The sequence below is a fragment of the Luteimonas granuli genome, assembly GCF_007795095.1.
In the GTDB taxonomy this organism is placed as follows: domain Bacteria; phylum Pseudomonadota; class Gammaproteobacteria; order Xanthomonadales; family Xanthomonadaceae; genus Luteimonas; species Luteimonas granuli.
The window spans coordinates 1405366-1421213 of the sequence record NZ_CP042218.1; the positions used below are offsets into that span (position 1 = coordinate 1405366).

Annotated in this window: 18 protein-coding genes and 1 pseudogene; 6 read left to right on the forward strand and 13 right to left on the reverse strand. The window is 70.7% G+C overall.

The features are described 5' to 3' along the window. The first annotated feature begins 24 nt into the window (after positions 1 to 24). A complete protein-coding gene (locus tag FPZ22_RS06415; RefSeq protein ID WP_144891444.1) occupies positions 25 to 762 on the forward strand; it encodes a pteridine reductase in 738 nt (245 codons plus the stop codon). A 15-nt stretch (positions 763 to 777) separates the two neighbouring features. Here the strand turns inward: FPZ22_RS06415 and FPZ22_RS06420 are convergent, their stop codons facing one another. Genes FPZ22_RS06420 through tsaD form a run of 5 tightly spaced genes read right to left on the reverse strand, consistent with a single transcriptional unit; the run spans position 778 to position 5015 of the window. Further along, on the reverse strand, positions 778 to 1611 hold the full coding sequence (locus tag FPZ22_RS06420; protein WP_144891446.1) for a DUF6159 family protein: 834 nt from the start codon (positions 1609 to 1611) through the stop codon (positions 778 to 780). A 49-nt stretch (positions 1612 to 1660) separates the two neighbouring features. Further along, complete coding sequence (gene folK, locus FPZ22_RS06425; protein ID WP_144891447.1) at positions 1661 to 2218, reverse strand: 2-amino-4-hydroxy-6-hydroxymethyldihydropteridine diphosphokinase; 558 nt, start codon at positions 2216 to 2218, stop codon at positions 1661 to 1663. Then, positions 2218 to 3528 (reverse strand): mechanosensitive ion channel family protein, encoded by a 1311-nt coding sequence (locus tag FPZ22_RS06430; protein ID WP_144891449.1) that lies wholly within the window; start codon positions 3526 to 3528, stop codon positions 2218 to 2220. The genes folK and FPZ22_RS06430 overlap by 1 nt, the downstream gene beginning before the upstream one ends. Before the next feature lie 22 nt (positions 3529 to 3550). Continuing rightward, positions 3551 to 3907 (reverse strand): dihydroneopterin aldolase, encoded by a 357-nt coding sequence (gene folB / locus FPZ22_RS06435; RefSeq protein WP_144891451.1) that lies wholly within the window; start codon positions 3905 to 3907, stop codon positions 3551 to 3553. A 28-nt stretch (positions 3908 to 3935) separates the two neighbouring features. Then, a complete protein-coding gene (gene tsaD / locus FPZ22_RS06440; RefSeq protein WP_144891453.1) occupies positions 3936 to 5015 on the reverse strand; it encodes a tRNA (adenosine(37)-N6)-threonylcarbamoyltransferase complex transferase subunit TsaD in 1080 nt (359 codons plus the stop codon). A gap of 188 nt (positions 5016 to 5203) precedes the next feature. Here tsaD and rpsU point away from each other — a divergent pair, with 188 nt between their 5' ends. From rpsU to dnaG, 4 genes are all read left to right on the forward strand, one after another. Continuing rightward, positions 5204 to 5419 carry a 30S ribosomal protein S21 gene (gene rpsU, locus FPZ22_RS06445; protein WP_132328402.1) on the forward strand — a complete coding sequence of 72 codons (216 nt, stop codon included), beginning with the start codon at positions 5204 to 5206 and terminating at the stop codon, positions 5417 to 5419. Positions 5420 to 5523: 104 nt separating this feature from the next. Continuing rightward, positions 5524 to 5970, forward strand: coding sequence for a GatB/YqeY domain-containing protein (locus tag FPZ22_RS06450; protein ID WP_144891455.1), 447 nt, complete (start codon positions 5524 to 5526; stop codon positions 5968 to 5970). Positions 5971 to 6010: 40 nt separating this feature from the next. Further along, positions 6011 to 6952 carry a YihY/virulence factor BrkB family protein gene (locus tag FPZ22_RS06455; protein WP_144891457.1) on the forward strand — a complete coding sequence of 314 codons (942 nt, stop codon included), beginning with the start codon at positions 6011 to 6013 and terminating at the stop codon, positions 6950 to 6952. Positions 6953 to 7023: 71 nt separating this feature from the next. Beyond that, on the forward strand, positions 7024 to 8766 hold the full coding sequence (gene dnaG / locus FPZ22_RS06460) for a DNA primase (protein ID WP_144891459.1): 1743 nt from the start codon (positions 7024 to 7026) through the stop codon (positions 8764 to 8766). Between the two features lie 4 nt (positions 8767 to 8770). Here the strand turns inward: dnaG and cyoE are convergent, their stop codons facing one another. From cyoE to FPZ22_RS06480, 4 genes and pseudogenes are all read right to left on the reverse strand, one after another. After that, positions 8771 to 9688: a heme o synthase gene (cyoE, locus tag FPZ22_RS06465; protein WP_210412737.1), complete on the reverse strand. Its 918-nt coding sequence runs from the start codon at positions 9686 to 9688 to the stop codon at positions 8771 to 8773. 10 nt (positions 9689 to 9698) lie between these two features. Next, a complete protein-coding gene (locus FPZ22_RS06470) occupies positions 9699 to 10877 on the reverse strand; it encodes a COX15/CtaA family protein (RefSeq protein WP_144893997.1) in 1179 nt (392 codons plus the stop codon). Beyond that, positions 10877 to 11467, reverse strand: a complete 591-nt coding sequence (locus tag FPZ22_RS06475; RefSeq protein ID WP_144891463.1) for a hypothetical protein — start codon at positions 11465 to 11467, stop codon at positions 10877 to 10879. The genes FPZ22_RS06470 and FPZ22_RS06475 overlap by 1 nt, the downstream gene beginning before the upstream one ends. Beyond that, positions 11464 to 12182, reverse strand: a pseudogene (locus tag FPZ22_RS06480) (SURF1 family protein). The gene FPZ22_RS06475 and the pseudogene FPZ22_RS06480 overlap by 4 nt, the downstream one beginning before the upstream one ends. A gap of 63 nt (positions 12183 to 12245) precedes the next feature. Here FPZ22_RS06480 and FPZ22_RS06485 point away from each other — a divergent pair. Continuing rightward, positions 12246 to 12464, forward strand: coding sequence for a twin transmembrane helix small protein (locus FPZ22_RS06485; protein ID WP_144891465.1), 219 nt, complete (start codon positions 12246 to 12248; stop codon positions 12462 to 12464). Positions 12465 to 12552: 88 nt separating this feature from the next. Here FPZ22_RS06485 and FPZ22_RS06490 read toward each other — a convergent pair whose 3' ends face one another. The 4 genes from FPZ22_RS06490 to ctaD are packed head-to-tail and all read right to left on the reverse strand — an operon-like array spanning position 12553 to position 15832. Continuing rightward, positions 12553 to 13434 (reverse strand): cytochrome c oxidase subunit 3, encoded by an 882-nt coding sequence (locus FPZ22_RS06490; protein WP_144891467.1) that lies wholly within the window; start codon positions 13432 to 13434, stop codon positions 12553 to 12555. 22 nt (positions 13435 to 13456) lie between these two features. Then, complete coding sequence (locus FPZ22_RS06495) at positions 13457 to 14050, reverse strand: cytochrome c oxidase assembly protein (RefSeq protein WP_144891469.1); 594 nt, start codon at positions 14048 to 14050, stop codon at positions 13457 to 13459. After that, positions 14047 to 14187 (reverse strand): hypothetical protein, encoded by a 141-nt coding sequence (locus FPZ22_RS13615; RefSeq protein WP_168198957.1) that lies wholly within the window; start codon positions 14185 to 14187, stop codon positions 14047 to 14049. Before FPZ22_RS13615 ends, FPZ22_RS06495 begins: the two co-directional genes overlap by 4 nt. Beyond that, positions 14171 to 15832 carry a cytochrome c oxidase subunit I gene (gene ctaD / locus FPZ22_RS06500; RefSeq protein ID WP_144891471.1) on the reverse strand — a complete coding sequence of 554 codons (1662 nt, stop codon included), beginning with the start codon at positions 15830 to 15832 and terminating at the stop codon, positions 14171 to 14173. Before ctaD ends, FPZ22_RS13615 begins: the two co-directional genes overlap by 17 nt. Positions 15833 to 15848 lie beyond the last annotated feature (16 nt).

Below are 15848 nucleotides of genomic sequence, written 5' to 3' on the forward strand. Positions count from 1 at the left end.
CCAGCCCGGACTACGGAGTCGCCCATGCAGGGAGGTCATCCCGTCGCGCTGGTCACCGGTGCCGCGCGCCGCCTCGGCGCCGCGATCGCGCGCCGCCTGCACGCCGAAGGCTACGACCTGTCGCTGCACCATCGCGGGTCGGCCGGCGAGGCCGCGGCGCTGGCGACGGAGCTGGAGGCCGCGCGCGCGGGCAGCGTGCTGTCGCTGCAGGCCGAGCTGGGGGAATTCGACCGGCTGCCTGAACTGGTGGCGCGGACCGTGGGCCGCTTCGGCCGCCTCGACGCCCTGGTCAACAACGCCTCGGCCTTCGCCCCGGCGACCTTCGGCGACATCCATCCCGGGCACTGGGACACGATGATGGCGGTGAACGCGAAGGCGCCCTTCTTCCTGGCCCAGGCCGCGGCGCCGCACCTGCGCGCCGCGCGCGGCGCGATCGTCAACCTGTCCGACGTGTACGCGCGAGCGCCGCGCTCCGACCTGGCCGCCTATGCCACCAGCAAGGGCGCGCTGGAGGCCGCGACCCGCGCCCTGGCCGTCGCCCTCGCGCCGGAGGTGCGGGTGAATGCGGTGGCGCCGGGCGCGATCCTGTGGCCGGAGGAAGGCATCGACCCGGCGCTGCGGGAGCGCCTGTTGGCGATGACCCCGCTGGGCCGCACCGGCACGCCGGAGGAGATCGCCGGCGCCGTGCTCTGGCTGCTGCGCGATGCGCGGTACACCACCGGCAGCGTGCTGGCGGTGGACGGCGGGCGCCACCTCGGCTGAGGCGGCGCGCGGCGTTCAGCGCCTGGCCGCGAACACGTGCGCGATGTCGGTGCCCTGGAACGCCGGCGGCACCTCGTGCGACATCGCGTAGCGGTACAGGACCGCCGAGTAGATGCCGGTCAACGCCGCCTGGTACACACCGAGCAGCAGCACGCCCAGCAGGCAGGCCACGCCCACCACGATCGCCAGCGCCGCCGAGGCCTGCGCCGCCAGCACCACCAGCAGCACCGACAGCATCACCGCGCCGACGCTCAGCAGGCCGAAGGCGGCGCCGATGCCCACCTGGCCCACCGCGTTCTCGCCCCAGGTGCGCTTGAGCAGGGCGATGCTCTGCCTGAGCGCGTCCACCGGCCCGATGTCGCGGCTGACCAGCACCGGCACCACCAGGAAGGTCGCCAGGGTCCAGGCCATGCCCGCGCCGCTGCCGATCAGGCGCACGATGAAATTGTTGTCCTTGCCCTTCAGCGCCTGCAGCAGCACGCCCACGGTGGCGGCGATCGCGGCGTAGCCGAAGATCGGACCCAGGCGCGCGCGCGCGGCGGCGAAGCCGTCGGCCAGCGTCGGGTCGCCGCCTTCCAGCCGGATCATGGCCGCGCCCACCAGCGCGCAGTTGAAGAAGATCATCACGCTGTAGGTGCAGAAGTAGAAGGCGAAAGCCAGCATCGCCCCGGCCACGCCGAAACCGTCGGAGAACAGGCCCAGTGCGAACGTCGGCAGCGCGAAGCTGGCCAGCACCAGCAGCGTGGCCAGCCCCGACAGCACCGGGAACAACATCAGCTCGCGGTCGGAGCGGAGCACCGCGGCGCTCGCCTTCACCATGTCCCAGCTGCGCGAGAACTTCTCGAACATTCTTTCTTCTCCCCTGGTATGTGTCGCGCCACGGCCCCGCGGCCGTGGTCTACGGTGCCGCCCCCTGGATGCCGGCGCCTGCCGGAGTGTGACCGCTCCCCGGGCCCGCGTCACCGCCGACGTCCGGCAGCGTGACGCGGTGCATGGCCACTCCGCGCTCGTCCGACGCCGCCCACAGCTCCGCGAGCGTGCTTCCGCTGACCGGCTCCAGCACGCCCGGGGCGATCTCGGCCAGCGGCCGCAGCACGAAGGCGTGGCGCAGTTCGCCGCGCGGCAGGCGCAGGTTGCCGGGGCCGCTGCGGACCTGGTCGTCGTAGAGCACGATGTCGATGTCGAGCGTGCGGTCGCCGAAGCGCGGGCCGCCGCGGTCGCGGCCGTGCGCGTCCTCGAGGGCGTGCAGCCAGTCGTTGAGCGCCAGGACGTCGAGGTCGCTGTCGACCACCGCCGCGGCGTTGACGAAGTCGGCGCCGTCGAAGCCGACCGCCGGCGTGCGGTAGGCGTCGGAGGCGAGGATGTCGCCAAAACGCGCCCGTAGCGCCGCGAACGCGAGCGCGATGTGCCGCTCGGGATCGACGTTGCTGCCGAGGCTGAGGCAGGCGCGGCCCATCAGCCGGGTCCCGCTCCGGGCGCTTCCGCCCCCGCACCGGCCGCGCTCCCCGCCGTGGTGCGCTCGTCGCGCAGGCGCACCTCGACGGGCGCATCGCTGTGCGCCTGGAAGACGCGCAGGCCGAACTCCGGCAGGATCGCCAGCAGGTGGTCGAAGATGTCCGACTGCACGCCCTCGTACGCGGCCCAGGCCACGTCGGAGGTGAAGCAGTAGACCTCCAGCGGCAGGCCGGCCGCGGTCGGCTGCAGCTGCCGCACCAGCAGGGTCATGCCCTGGTGCACGCCGGGGTGGCTGCGCAGGTACTGCTCGACGTAGGCGCGGAAGGTGCCGAGGTTGGTGACGCGGCGGCGGTTGACCGGCTCGGCGCCGTGTTCGGCCAGCTTCGCGTTCCAGTCCTGGAGTTCGGTGGACTTGCCGTCGAGGTAGGCGTCGAGCAGGCGGAAGCGGCGGAAGCGCGCCACCTCGCCGGGCTCCAGGAAGCGCGTGGAGTGCTGGTCGAGGTAGATCGCGCGCTTGATGCGGCGGCCGCCCGACTCCTGCATGCCACGCCAGTTCTTGAACGAGTCGCTGATCAGCTTGCGCGTGGGCACCGTGGTGACGGTCTTGTCCCAGTTCTGCACGGTCACCGTGTGCAGGGCGATGTCGATGACGTCGCCGTCGGCGTTCTGGCTGGGCATCTCGATCCAGTCGCCGATGCGAACGCGGCCGTCGCCGCTGATCTGCAGGCTGGCCGCGAACGAGAGGATGGTGTCCTGGAAGATCAGCATCAGCACCGCGCTGGCCGCGCCCAGGCCGGTGAGCACGTGCACCAGGTCGACGCCGGCCAGCAGCGCCACCGAACCCAGCGCCGCCAGCACCATGGCGATGATCCTGGCGACCTGCAGGTAGCCCTTGATCGGCTTGTTGCGGGCGTCCGGGCGGCGCTCGTAGATCTCGTTGGCGACGTCGAGCGCGTGGCCGAAGGCCAGCGCGACGGTGAAGATCACGAACACCTTGCACAGCCCGCTGATGATGGCCACCAGCTGCGGCGGCAGGTCGGGCACCAGCGCGATGCCGGCGCCGATCACCAGCGCCGGAACGACGTTGGCCAGGCGCGAGACCACGCGCATGCGGCTGAAGGAGCCGTCGCCCGCCTGCCCGGTCAGTTCCGCAAGCCGGCCCAGCACGTGGCGCAGGCCGCGCAGCAGGATCCGCCTGGTGACGAAGTTCGCGAGCCACGCCAGCAGCAGCAGCGCGGACAGCACCAGCAGGGGCCAGGCCCCTGGCCAGGGCATCAGGGTCTCGCGCAGCGCCTCGAGTCGGACTTGCATGGGATCTCCGTAGGTGCGGGGATCAGCCGCCCCGCGAACGCTCGATCACCACGCCGACCGCGCGCGCGCCGCGCACGGCGCCGGGCTTGCTGAGCTTCAATCGTAGCGAATCGACGTCGAATTCCCGCAGCACGATCTCGGCGCAGCGCTCGGCCAGGGTTTCGACCAGGCCGAAGTCCGACTGCGAGACGTATTCGACCAGGCGCTTGCTGACGGCCTTGTAGTTGAGCGTGTCGGCGATGTCGTCCGTCGCCGCCGGAACCCGGTTGTCGAAGCGCATCTCGAGATCGAAGACCAGCGGCTGGCGGATGCGCCGCTCCCAGTCGTAGATGCCGATCAGCGCCTCGATCTCGAGGCCTTCGATGAAGACGTGGTCCATGGCGGGCCGGTCCGGGCGGCGGGCCAGCTTAGCGCGGCCCGGGCGCGGGGCCGGCGCCGGTGGCGGGCGCCGCTGCCGCCGCGCGGACTTCGGGCAGCGTGGCCATGTCCCAGCGCGGCGTGACGTGCACGGCGTCGGGCGCGCGCTGGCCGGCTTCCAGCCGCAGCGCGCCGGCGAAGGCGATCATCGCGCCGTTGTCGGTGCACAGCGCCGGCCGGGGGAAGCAGGCACGCCCGCCGCGCCTGGCGGCCATCTCCTGCAGCCGCGCGCGCAGGCGGCGGTTGGCGCCGACGCCGCCTGCGACCACGAGGGTGTCGCAGCCGGCTTCGTCCAGCGCGCGTTCGCACTTGATGGCCAGGGTATCGACCACCGCGTCCTCGAAGCCGCGGGCGATGTCGGCACGGGTGGCGTCGGACTGGTCGCTGTCGCGCCAGGCCAGCATCACCTGGGTCTTGAGGCCGCTGAAGCTGAAATCCAGGCCGGGGCGGTTGGTCATCGGTCGCGGAAAGCGGAACCGGCCGGGCGTGCCGGCCTCCGCCAGCGCGGCCAGCTGCGGACCGCCGGGATAGGGCAGGCCCATGAGCTTGGCGGTCTTGTCGAAGGCCTCTCCGGCGGCGTCGTCCAGGGTCTCGCCGAGCAGCCGGTAGCGGCCGATCGCCTCCACCGCCACCAGCTGGGTATGGCCGCCGGAAACCAGCAGGGCCACGAAGGGCGGCTCCGGCGGGTCGTCCTCCATCAGCGGCGCCAGCAGGTGGCCTTCCATGTGGTGGACGCCCACGGCGGGGACGTCCAGCGCCCAGGCCAGGGACCGGGCCACCCCGGCGCCGACCAGGAGGGCGCCGACCAGGCCGGGACCGGCGGTATAGGCCACGCCGTCCAGGTCCCCGACGGACAGCCCGGCCTCGGCCAGCGTCTGGCGGACCAGGGGCAGCAGCTTGCGGACGTGGTCGCGGCTGGCCAGCTCCGGCACCACCCCGCCGTACTCGGCGTGGAGCGCGATCTGGCTGTAGACGGCGTGCGCCAGCAGCCCGTCCGCGCCGGAGCGGCCGGTGTCGTAGACGGCGACGCCGGTTTCGTCGCAGCTGGTTTCGATGCCGAGGACTTTCATGGGCTGGGGCGGGGGCGAAAACGCGGCAGCAGCCGCTCCTGACAGTAATGGGCGCGGGAGTGTCGGCGGCCGTGGCAGCGGCCGGAGCCGCGATCCGACCCGGCCGGTTTGCACCAGGCCCGCGTCAGGGCTATCATACGCGGCTCGCCGGCTGGAAACCGGCTGCACCCCGACACCAGAGATTCCCAATGCCCAGCGTCAAAGTCCGCGAAAACGAGCCCTTCGAGTTTGCCCTCCGCCGCTTCAAGCGCACCTGCGAGAAGGCCGGCGTGCTGGCCGAGACCCGCAAGCGCGAGTTCTACGAGAAGCCGACCCAGGAGCGCAAGCGCAAGGCCGCCGCCGCGGTGAAGCGCCAGGCCCGCCGCACCTCGCGCGACGTCACCAAGCGCCAGCGCATGTACTGATCCGGCCTGCCGGCGCCCCGCGCCGCGGTCGAGGTCGTCCCCCTGAAGCCGGCACGCGCGAGCGTCGCCGGCTTCTTGTGTTGTTGCAACCGGAGAATTCCACGATGAGCCTCAAGCAGCGCCTCACCGACGACATGAAGGCCGCCATGAAGGGCGGCGACAAGGCCAGCCTGGGCGTGATCCGCCTGGTCAATGCCGCGATCAAGCAGCGCGAGGTGGACGAGCGCATCGAGCTCGACGATGCCCAGGTGCTTGCGGTGCTGGAGAAGATGGTCAAGCAGCGCAGGGACTCGGTGAGCCAGTACGAGGCCGCCTCGCGCGAGGACCTGGCCGCGATCGAGCGCGCCGAGATCGAGGTGATCCAGCGTTACCTGCCCGAGAAGCTGGGCGAGGCCGAAGTCCAGGCGGCGATCGACGCCGCCATCGCCGAGACCGGCGCCACGGGCCCGGCCGACATGGGCAAGGTCATGGGCGTGCTCAAGCCGCGGCTGGCCGGCCAGGCCGACATGGGCCAGGTCTCGGCGCTGCTGAAGAAGGCGCTGGCCGGCTGATCCACGTCGCGTGCACGGGCGCCGCCGCATCCTCGGCGGCATGGCCGGATTCATCACCGGGCGCCTGGAGTCGGCCTTCGAAGGCCTGAGGCGGTCCCTGCCCTGGGCCCTCGTCCGGCGTTTCATCGAAGTCGACATCCTCACCCATGCGGCGTCGCTGACCTTCTTCGCCCTCCTGTCGCTGGCCCCGCTGCTGGTGCTGCTGCTGTGGTTGACCGCTTCGCTGTATCCGTCCGCGCAGGAGGCGCTGCTGGATCAGCTCCGGGCGATCGGCGGCGACGGCGCGGCGATCGTCGCCGGCACCGTCCTCGAGAACGCGCGTACCGAGCCCGACGTAGGTTCGCTGGCGGGCTGGTGGAGCACCGGCCTGCTGTTCTTCGGCGCCACCGCGGTGTTCGCGCGCCTGCAGGGAACGCTCAACCTGCTCTTCCACGCCTCCGGCGGGAGGGTGCGCGGCGGCCTGCACGCCTGGCTGCGCAAGCGCGTGTTCTCGTTCGGCGTGGTGCTCGCCCTGGGCTTCCTGCTGCTGGTGTCGGCGGCGCTGACCACGGCGCTGGAGATCGCGTTCGCCGGCTCGCCCACCCTGCCGGTGCTGGGCAACCTGGCCTCGATGGCGCTGTACGTGCTGGCCTTCGCCCTGATGTACCACTATCTGCCCGACCGCCGGGTGCGCTGGCGGCAGGCGTTCCTCGGCGGAGTGCTGACCGCGCTGCTGTTCGTGGTCGGGCGCTGGGGCATCGGGCTGTACATCGCCCGGGCCACCCCGGGAAGCGCCTATGGCTCCATGGGCACCCTGGTGGTGCTGCTGGTGTGGCTGTACTACGCGGCGGTCGTGTTCTTCGTCGGCGCGATGATCACGGCCGTGATCGACGAGCGCTGGAGGTTCAGCGACGTGTACCGGAGGCTGGAGAGCCGCGCGGCGCGACGGGCGGCGACGATCCGGGCGACGTCCGTGTCGGGGAGGGACAGGCCGCCGGCCTGACGGCGTCCCGCAGCGCCGGGGCGCCTTCGGCACGGCCGGCCGCGGCCACGCATGCGATCATGCGGGCTGCCATGGCACGCCTTTCCGACGCCTTCATCGACGACCTGCTCGCCCGGACGGACATCGTCGAGGTGATCGCGGCGCGCGTGCCGCTCAAGCGCCAGGGCCGGGAGTATTCGGCGCGCTGCCCGTTCCACGACGAGCGCTCGCCCTCGTTCACGGTCTCGCCGACCAAGCAGTTCTACCACTGCTTCGGCTGCGGCGCGCACGGCACGGCGATCTCCTTCCTGATGAACTTCGACCGGCTCGAGTTCCTGGATGCGATCGACGAACTGGCGAAACGCGCCGGCATCGAGGTGCCGCGCGAAACGCGGCAGCACAACGAGAATCCCGACACGCGCGACATGTTCGGGGTGCTCGACGAGGCGGCGCGCTTCTACCGCACCGCGCTCCTGCCCGGCACCGAGGCCGACGACTACCTGTCGCGCCGCGGCCTGGACGGCTCGATCCGCGAGCAGTTCGGCATCGGCTACGCGCCCGGCGGCTTCTCGGCGCTGAAGGACGCACTGGGCACCAGTCCACGCCGGCTCACGCTGCTCGAGCGCACCGGCATGCTGTCGAAGAACGACCGCGGCCACACCTACGACAAGTTCCGCGACCGGGTGATGTTCCCGATCCACGACCGTCGCGGCCGCGCCATCGCCTTCGGCGGCCGGGTGCTGAAGGCCGAGGATTCGCCCAAGTACCTCAACTCGCCCGAGACCCCGCTGTTCCACAAGGGCCGCGAGCTCTACGGCCTGTGGCAGGTGCGCCAGGCCAACCAGAAGATCGCGCGCCTGATCGTGGTCGAGGGCTACATGGACGTGGTGGCGCTGTTCCAGCACGGCATCAGCCAGGCGGTGGCCACGCTCGGCACCGCGACCACCCCCGACCACGCCGAGCTGCTGTTCCGCAATGCGCCCGACGTGTACTTCTGCTTCGACGGCGACTCCGCCGGCCGCCGCGCCGCCGCGCGCGCGATGGAGTCGGTGCTGCCGCGGATGAAGGACGGCCGCCAGGCCTTCTTCCTGTTCCTGCCCGAGGGCGAGGATCCCGACAGCATCGTCCGCAACGAGGGCGCGCCCGGCTTCGAAACGCGGCTCGCGCAGGCGGTGCCGCTCTCGCAGTTCCTGTTCGACCACCTGGCCGAGGACGGCATCAACCTGGCCACGCTCGACGGCAAGGCGCGCTTGGCCGAACGTGCGAAGCCGCTGCTTGCGCAGCTGCCCGACGGCGCCTTCGCCGACCTGATGCGGCAGCGCCTGACCGAGCTCACCGGCGTCGGCGCACGCAGCGCTCCGCCCGACGTCCACGTCCCCGTCGCGCGCGCCCGCCGAGGCCCGGCCGGCAATGCCCCGCGCCGCAGCCTGGTGCGCAGCGCGATCACCCTGTTGCTGCAGAAGCCGCAGCTGGCGCTGGAACTGCGGCCGCCCTACCGCTTCGTGGCGCTGCGCCAGCCGGGCGTGGAGCTGCTGACCGAGCTGGTGGCGATCGTCAGTGGGCGGCCGGACATCGGGACCGGCGCCATGCTCGCGCACTTCGAAGGCCGTCCCGAGGCCGACGCCCTGCACAGGCTGGCCGCCATCGACCTTCCCGGCGACGAGCCCGGCTGGACGCGCGAGTTCCTCGACGCCATCGCCCAGCTCGACCGCCAGACCCTGCAGCAGCGCGTGGACGAGCTGCTGGCGAAGCAGCGCGAGGAAGGCCTGGACGCCGTCGACAAGGCCGAACTGCGCGAGCTCCTGCAGGCCAGGGGCGCAGCGCCGGGCCAGTAGCGCCCTATCCGATGCGCCGCAGCTCGAACACCGGCCCGGGCTGCAGGAACGGCAGCAGCCAGTGGTCCACCAGCAGGAAGGCGAACAGCGCCATCAGGTAGACCACCGAGTAGTTGAACACCCGCATGGCGTAGAACTCGTCCGGCGGATCCATCAGCTTCCAGGCGTGCCACAGGAACACCAGCCCCAGCACCAGCGCGCCGCCGAGGTAGAACAGCCCGCTCATGCCCGCCACCCAGGGCAGGATCGTCACCGCGATCAACAGCACGGTGTACAGCAGGATCTGCCAGCGCGTGTACTGCACGCCATGGGTCACCGGGAGCATCGGAACCAGGGCGCGGGCGTAGTCCTCGCGACGGAAGATGGCCAGCGCCCAGAAGTGCGGCGGCGTCCACACGAAGATGATCAGCACCAGCAGGAGCGCATGCGCCCAGTCCCACTCGTTCCTCATGCCGGTGACCGCGGCCCAGCCCAGCAGCGGCGGCGCCGCGCCTGCGATGCCGCCGATGACGATGTTCTGCGGGGTGGCGCGCTTGAGGAAGCCCGTATAGACGACGGCATAGCCGATCAGCGATGCGAAGGTCAGCAGCGCCGTGAGCGGGTTCACCAGCGCGACCAGGATCGCCATCGAGGCGGCACCGAGGAACACCGCGAACGCCAGCACCTGCGCCGGCCGCAGCGCACCGGTCGGCAGCGGCCGGGCGGCGGTGCGCACCATCACCCGGTCGATGCGCTGGTCGATGAGGTGGTTGACCGCCGCCGCCGAAGCCGCCGCCAGCCAGATGCCCAGGAAGCCCAACACGGTCTCCCGCAGTGGCGGCAGCCCGGGCACCGCCAGGAACATGCCCACCAGCGCGGTGAACACGATCAGCGCCACCACCCGCGGCTTGGTCAGCGCCCAGTACTGGCGCCAGATCGCGATCGTGGCCACGTCAGTCCACCCCGCGCAAGCGCGCAAGCAGTGACACCAGCACGAACACCAGCAGTGCCGCACCGCCGTTGTGCATCACCGCGACCTCCAGCGGCAGCGACAGCTTGACGTTGAGGATGCCGAGCGTGACCTGCGCGACCGTGAGCGCCGCCAGCGTCATGCCCCAGCCGCGCAGGCCCGGCGTGCGCAGCATGCGCACCGCCGCCCACAGCAGGACGATGGTGGCGGCAACCGCGCCGATGCGATGCGCCATCTGGATGGCGATGCGCGACGCCCCGTCCAGCACTCCGCCTTCGTAGTCCACGCCGATGCCGCGCCAGAGCACGAAACCTTCGCGGAAGTCGGTCGGCGGCCACCAGAGGCCGGCGCACTGCGGGAAGTTCTCCATCGCCCAGCTGCCTGCGCCGCAGGACAGCGCGGCATAGTTGGCGCTGACCCAGCCGCCGAGCGCGATCTGCAGGCCGAGTACCGTCAGGGCAAGCCACAGCAGGCGGCGCAGGCGTCCGGCATGGGCGAGCACGATCGGCCGCTGGGTGGCGCGCCACGCCATCCAGATGAGCAGCGAAAAGGTCAGCAGGCCGCCCATCAGATGGCCCATGACCACCACCGGCTTCAGCAGCCAGGTCACCGTCCACATGCCCAGCAGGGCCTGGAAGATGATCACCGCCAGGGTCAGCGACGCCTCGCGCGCGAGGTCGCCGCCGCGCCAACGCAGCGCGGCGGCGAGCAGGACGGCCTCGCCGGCGATCGCGAGCAGTGAGGCGGCGAGGTGCGCGCCGGCCATGTAGGTCGGGATCGCGACCGCCACCAGCCCGGCGGCGCCCAGGACCTGGGCGATTCCGTACCGGCGGCGGCGCGCGGCCAGCAGGGCCATCGCCAGCACCAGCACGCCCAGCAGCGCCGCCACATGGCGGTGCACCTGCTCACGCCAGGCCTTGTGGTCCTCGAACGGACGGATGGCGCTGGCGACGTGGTCGACCACGTGCTCGGCCAGCTTCGGCCAGGTCGCACGGCCGTAGCAGGTCGGCCAGTCGGGGCAGCTCAGGCCGGCGTGCGAAAGGCGCACGAAGGCGCCGAACACGATCACGCCCAGCGCCAGCGCCACCGCCAGCCAGGCGATGCGGTGGAAGTGGCGATGGATATGGAGGGCGCCGTGCTGCGGGAGGGTTTCGCTGGCCATCATTTCAACTTGAGCAGGCGCGCCATGTCCGTGCGCAGGTGGCCGGGATCGAAGCCCGGCGCATAGCGCAGGATGACGAAGCCATTGGGGTCGACAACATACACCGGAGCGCCGGCGGCGCCGCCTTCGTCGACGCCCGGAAGCTCCGCGGACAGCGCCGGCGCGGGCTCTATGACGTTCCAGACGCGATTGCGCAGCGCCCCTTGCGGCGGCGTGCCGACCCAGAGGATGTGCACGTGGTCGGCGTTGTGGCCGAACAGGCGCCAGACCTTGTCCAGGTCGTGCGACAGCGTCACGCAGGCCTCGGCACACTCCGGGGGCGGCGCGACCACGATCCGCCAGGTGCGCTCGGCCGGATTCCAGTGGTACTCGCCACCCTCCACCAGCCGCGGAACGACCTGGCGCAGATCGCCCGGGGGCTGCAGCAGCTCGCCGTGGTTCTTCATGCCGGCCGGCCGCCAGCCGGAGAAACGCAAGGCCCCGGCAACGATGGCGCTGCCGAAGAAGACCGCCACGATCAGGATCAGGAGCGCGCGATTGCGGTTGCGCTCACGCGTGGACACGGAGGGTGGGGGCGTGGGGTCGTTCATGGGCGGGGCCTGCGGAAGGTGAGGACCAGGGCGGTGGCGAAGACCGCGAGGGCGAGCGCGAACCACTGCACGGCATAGCCGAGATGGCGTTCGGGCGGCAGGGTGTTGGGCAGCACGTCGAGGTCGCGCGCATAGCCCATGTCGAGCGTGGGGTCGAGCTTCAGCACGCGCTGCGCCAGCTGCGGCTGGCGCAGCGGCGCAGCGAGCGCGGTCGGATCGAGGCCGATCGCGAGCAAGGTGCCGTCGGCCTGCGTCGCGTGGCCGCCCGGGCCGATGCCGTGCGAGGGAGGGGGGCCAGCAGGCCGGCGATCTCGCGGCGACCGGCCGGGCGCGCGACCTGGGGCAGCGTGCGGTCGCCCGGCAGCGGCAGCCAGCCAAGCTCCACCAGCAGCGGCACGCCGCCGTCTTCGGGCACGAACACGCGGTACGCGCGCACGCCGGCGCGTCCGCCACGCTGCTGGTTGTCGAGCAGCACCGCGGGCACTTCGGCGAAATGGCCGGCACCGCCCACCCGGTCGTACGACCGGGCGCGCGCGGGGTCGGCCGCCGCGGACAGCGGCCCGGCCTCGCGCGAGGCGAGCGTCGCCGCGACTTCATCCAGCATCGCCTGTTTTTCGTGCTGCCGCCCCAGCTGCCACTGGCCCAGCGCGACGAAGCCCGCGATGGCCAGCAGCGCCAGGGTCCAGCCGACCAGCAGGGTGCGGCCGCGGCTCATCCGTGGCGCCACCGCAGGTGCGATACTCGCCGGATCACACCGGCCCCCCGGAGGCCAGCCCGCATGAGTGATTCGCTCAAAACCCTGCTCGTCATCGGATTCCTGATCCTGATCGTATGGAATCTTGGCGCCGGCCTGTACTACATGCTGGTCGACAAGGGCACCACCAAGCGCACGGTGAACGCGCTCACCCGACGCATCGCACTGTCGGTGCTGCTGATCCTGATCGTGCTCCTGTCGATCTGGATGGGGTGGATCACGCCGCACGGCATCCAGGGCTGAGCCGCACCCGGCGCGCGCCCGCGGCGCGGCGCGCAGACGCGAAGGCCGGCGATCGCCGGCCTTCGTCGTTCCGGGAGGGACCTCCCGGTCAGAGCACGTAGACGAAGAGGAACAGCGCCAGCCACACCACGTCGACGAAGTGCCAGTACCAGGCCACCGCCTCGAAGGCGAAATGGTTGTCCCTGGTGAAGTGCCCCTTCGCGCAGCGCAGCCAGATGATGGCCAGCATGATCGTGCCCAGCGTCACGTGCGCGCCGTGGAAGCCGGTGAGCATGAAGAAGGTCGAGCCGTAGATGCCCGAGCCCAGCGTCAGGTTCAGGTCGCGGTAGGCGTGGATGTACTCCTCGACCTGGAAGAACAGGAAGAGGCAGCCCAGCAGAACCGTCAGGCCCAGGAACACCAGCAGTTGACGGCGGTTGTCGGCCTTCAGCGCGTGGTGGGCGATGGTCAGGGTCACGCCCGAGGTCAGCAGGATCAGCGTGTTGAGCAGCGGCAGGCCCCAGGCCGGGATGGTCTGGAACGCGCCACCGACCTCCCCCGGACCGGCCGACGGCCAGGCGGTGCTGAAACCCTCCCACAGCAGGGCGTTGGTCATCACGCCGTCGCCGGCGCCGCCCAGCCACGGCAGCGACAGCTGGCGTGCGTAGAACAGCGCGCCGAAAAACGCGCCGAAGAACATCACCTCGGAGAAGATGAACCACACCATGCCCAGCCGGAACGAGCCGTCGACCTGGCGGTTGTGGTAGCCCGAGACCGACTCGAGGATCACGTCGGCGAACCACTTGAACAGGATCAGGAGCAGGCCGGCCACGCCCGTGAAGAACACCGTGCGGCCCCAGGACACCTCGTTGAACCAGCTCGCCAGTCCGAAGAAGAGGACGAACAGCGCCACCGACGCGAACAGCGGCCACTTGCTGTCCTTGGGGACGAAGTAGACGTTCGGGTCGTGGGCGGCTTGCGTGTGTGCCATGTCGGTATCCGTCGTTGCCGGGTCAGGGTGCCGCGTGCGGCAGGATGGGCGACGCCGTGGCCTTCGCCGCGGACTGCGCGCGCTCGGTCAGGACGTCGTTCTTGTAGAAGGTGTAGGACAGCGTGATGGTCCTGACGTCGGCCGGCAGCGACGGATCGATGATGAAGCGCACCGGCATGTCGCGGGTCTCGCCCGCCGCGAGCGTCTGGGCGGTGAAGCAGAAGCACTCTGTCTTGGCGAAATAGCCCGAGGCCCGCGCCGGTGCCACGGACGGCGTGGCCGTCCCGACGATCGCGCGGTCGCCGTCGTTGTGGGCGTAGTAGGTGGTCTCGTACTGCTGGCCCACCTGCACCCGCATGCGCGCCTGGTTGGGGCGGAACGACCAGGGCAGCGCCGAGTTCACGCCGCCGTCGAACTCCACCGTGACCATGCGCGCCTCGGCCGCGGCGCCTGCGCCGGCCGGCGCCTCCGCCGCGGTGTTGTCCAGGCGGATGCCGAAGACCTTCTCGCAGGCGATGCGGTACAGCGGCACCAGCGAAAAGGTGAAGGCGAACGCCGCCGCGGAGGCGAGCAGCATCTTGCCGATGCCGGCGGTGCTGGAACGCTTTCCGCTCATGGCGCGAACACCCCCGAGAGGATGAAGGCCACGTAGATCGCCGCCGCCACCATTCCGAGCCACAGCGCCATGCGCACGGCGCGGCGCCGCTGCGCCGCGACCTCGTCGGGATCGCGCCTGTCAGGCCCGGCCGGCATCGCTGACAGGCTCGAGCTCATGGCCTTCCGGGTCCAGGTCGCCGTGGGCGAGGTCGCCCGGGCGGATCACCGGCGGCGTGGTGAAGGTGTGGTGCGGCGCCGGCGACGGCACGGTCCACTCCAGGCCGCGCGCGCCTTCCCACGGACGCTGCGGCGCCGGGGCGCCCTTCTTCAGCGAGTGGAACAGGATGCCGAACATCAGGAAGGGCGTGACGAACATGCCGAAGGCCCCGATCGAGCTGACCAGGTTCCAGTCCGCGAACACCACGTTGTAGTCGGGGATGCGGCGCGGCATGCCTGCCAGGCCGAGGAAGTGCTGCGGGAAGAACAGCAGGTTGACGAAAACCATCGTCCACCAGAAGTGGAACCTGCCCCAGGCCTCGTTGTACATCCGCCCGGTCCACTTCGGCCACCAGTAGTAGACGGCCGCGATCAGCGCCAGCACCGAGCCGGTCACGAGCACGTAGTGGAAGTGGGCGACCACGAAGTAGGTGTCGTGGTACTGGAAGTCGGCCGGGACGATCGCGAGCATCAGGCCGGAGAAACCGCCGATGGTGAACAGGATCACGAAGGCGATCGAGAACAGCATCGGCGTCTCGAAGGTCAACGCCCCGCGCCACATGGTGGTCACCCAGTTGAAGACCTTCACGCCCGTCGGCACGGAGATCAGCATGGTCGCGTACATGAAGTAGATCTCGCCGCCCAGCGGCATGCCGGCGGTGAACATGTGGTGCGCCCACACGATGAAGCTGAGGAACGCGATCGCGGCGGTCGCGTACACCATGGCCTGGTAGCCGAACAGCGGCTTGCGGCTGAAGGTCGGGATGACCTCCGAGACCACGCCGAATGCCGGCAGGATCATGATGTAGACCTCGGGGTGCCCGAAGAACCAGAAGATGTGCTGGTACATCACCGGGTCGCCGCCGCCGGCCGCGTGGAAGAACGAGGTCGAGAAGAACTTGTCGGTCAGCAGCATCGTGACCGCGCCCGCCAGCACCGGCATCACCGCGATCAGCAGGAAGGCGGTGATCAGCCAGGTCCACGGGAAGATCGGCATCTTCAGCAGGTCGACGCCCGGCGCGCGCATGTTGAGCACGGTGGCGATGACGTTGATCGCGCCCATGATCGAGCTGATGCCCATCATGTGGATGGCGAAGATCGCGAAGGCCATGCTGGAACCGCCCTGGAGCGACAGCGGCGGGTACATGGTCCAGCCGCCCGCCGGCGCGCCGCCCGGCAGGAACAGGGTCAGCAGCAGCATCGCGAACGCGAACGGCAGGATCCAGAACGACCAGTTGTTCATGCGCGGCAGCGCCATGTCCGGCGCGCCGATCTGCAGCGGGATCATCCAGTTGGCCAGGCCGACGAAGGCCGGCATCACGCCGCCGAAGATCATCACCAGCGCGTGCATCGACGTCATCTGGTTGAAGAAGTGCGGATTGACGTACTGCAGGCCCGGGACCGCCAGTTCGAGGCGGATGACCACGCTCATCGCCGCGCCGATGATGAACATCGTGAAGCTGAAGAGCAGGTACAGCGTGCCGATGTCCTTGTGGTTCGTGGAGAAGAACCAGCGTTCGACGAAGCCCTGCCGGTGGGCGTGGTGGTCGTCGTGGGCGGCGTGGGTATCGGTGGCGGTGGACATGGACTGCCTGCCTCGT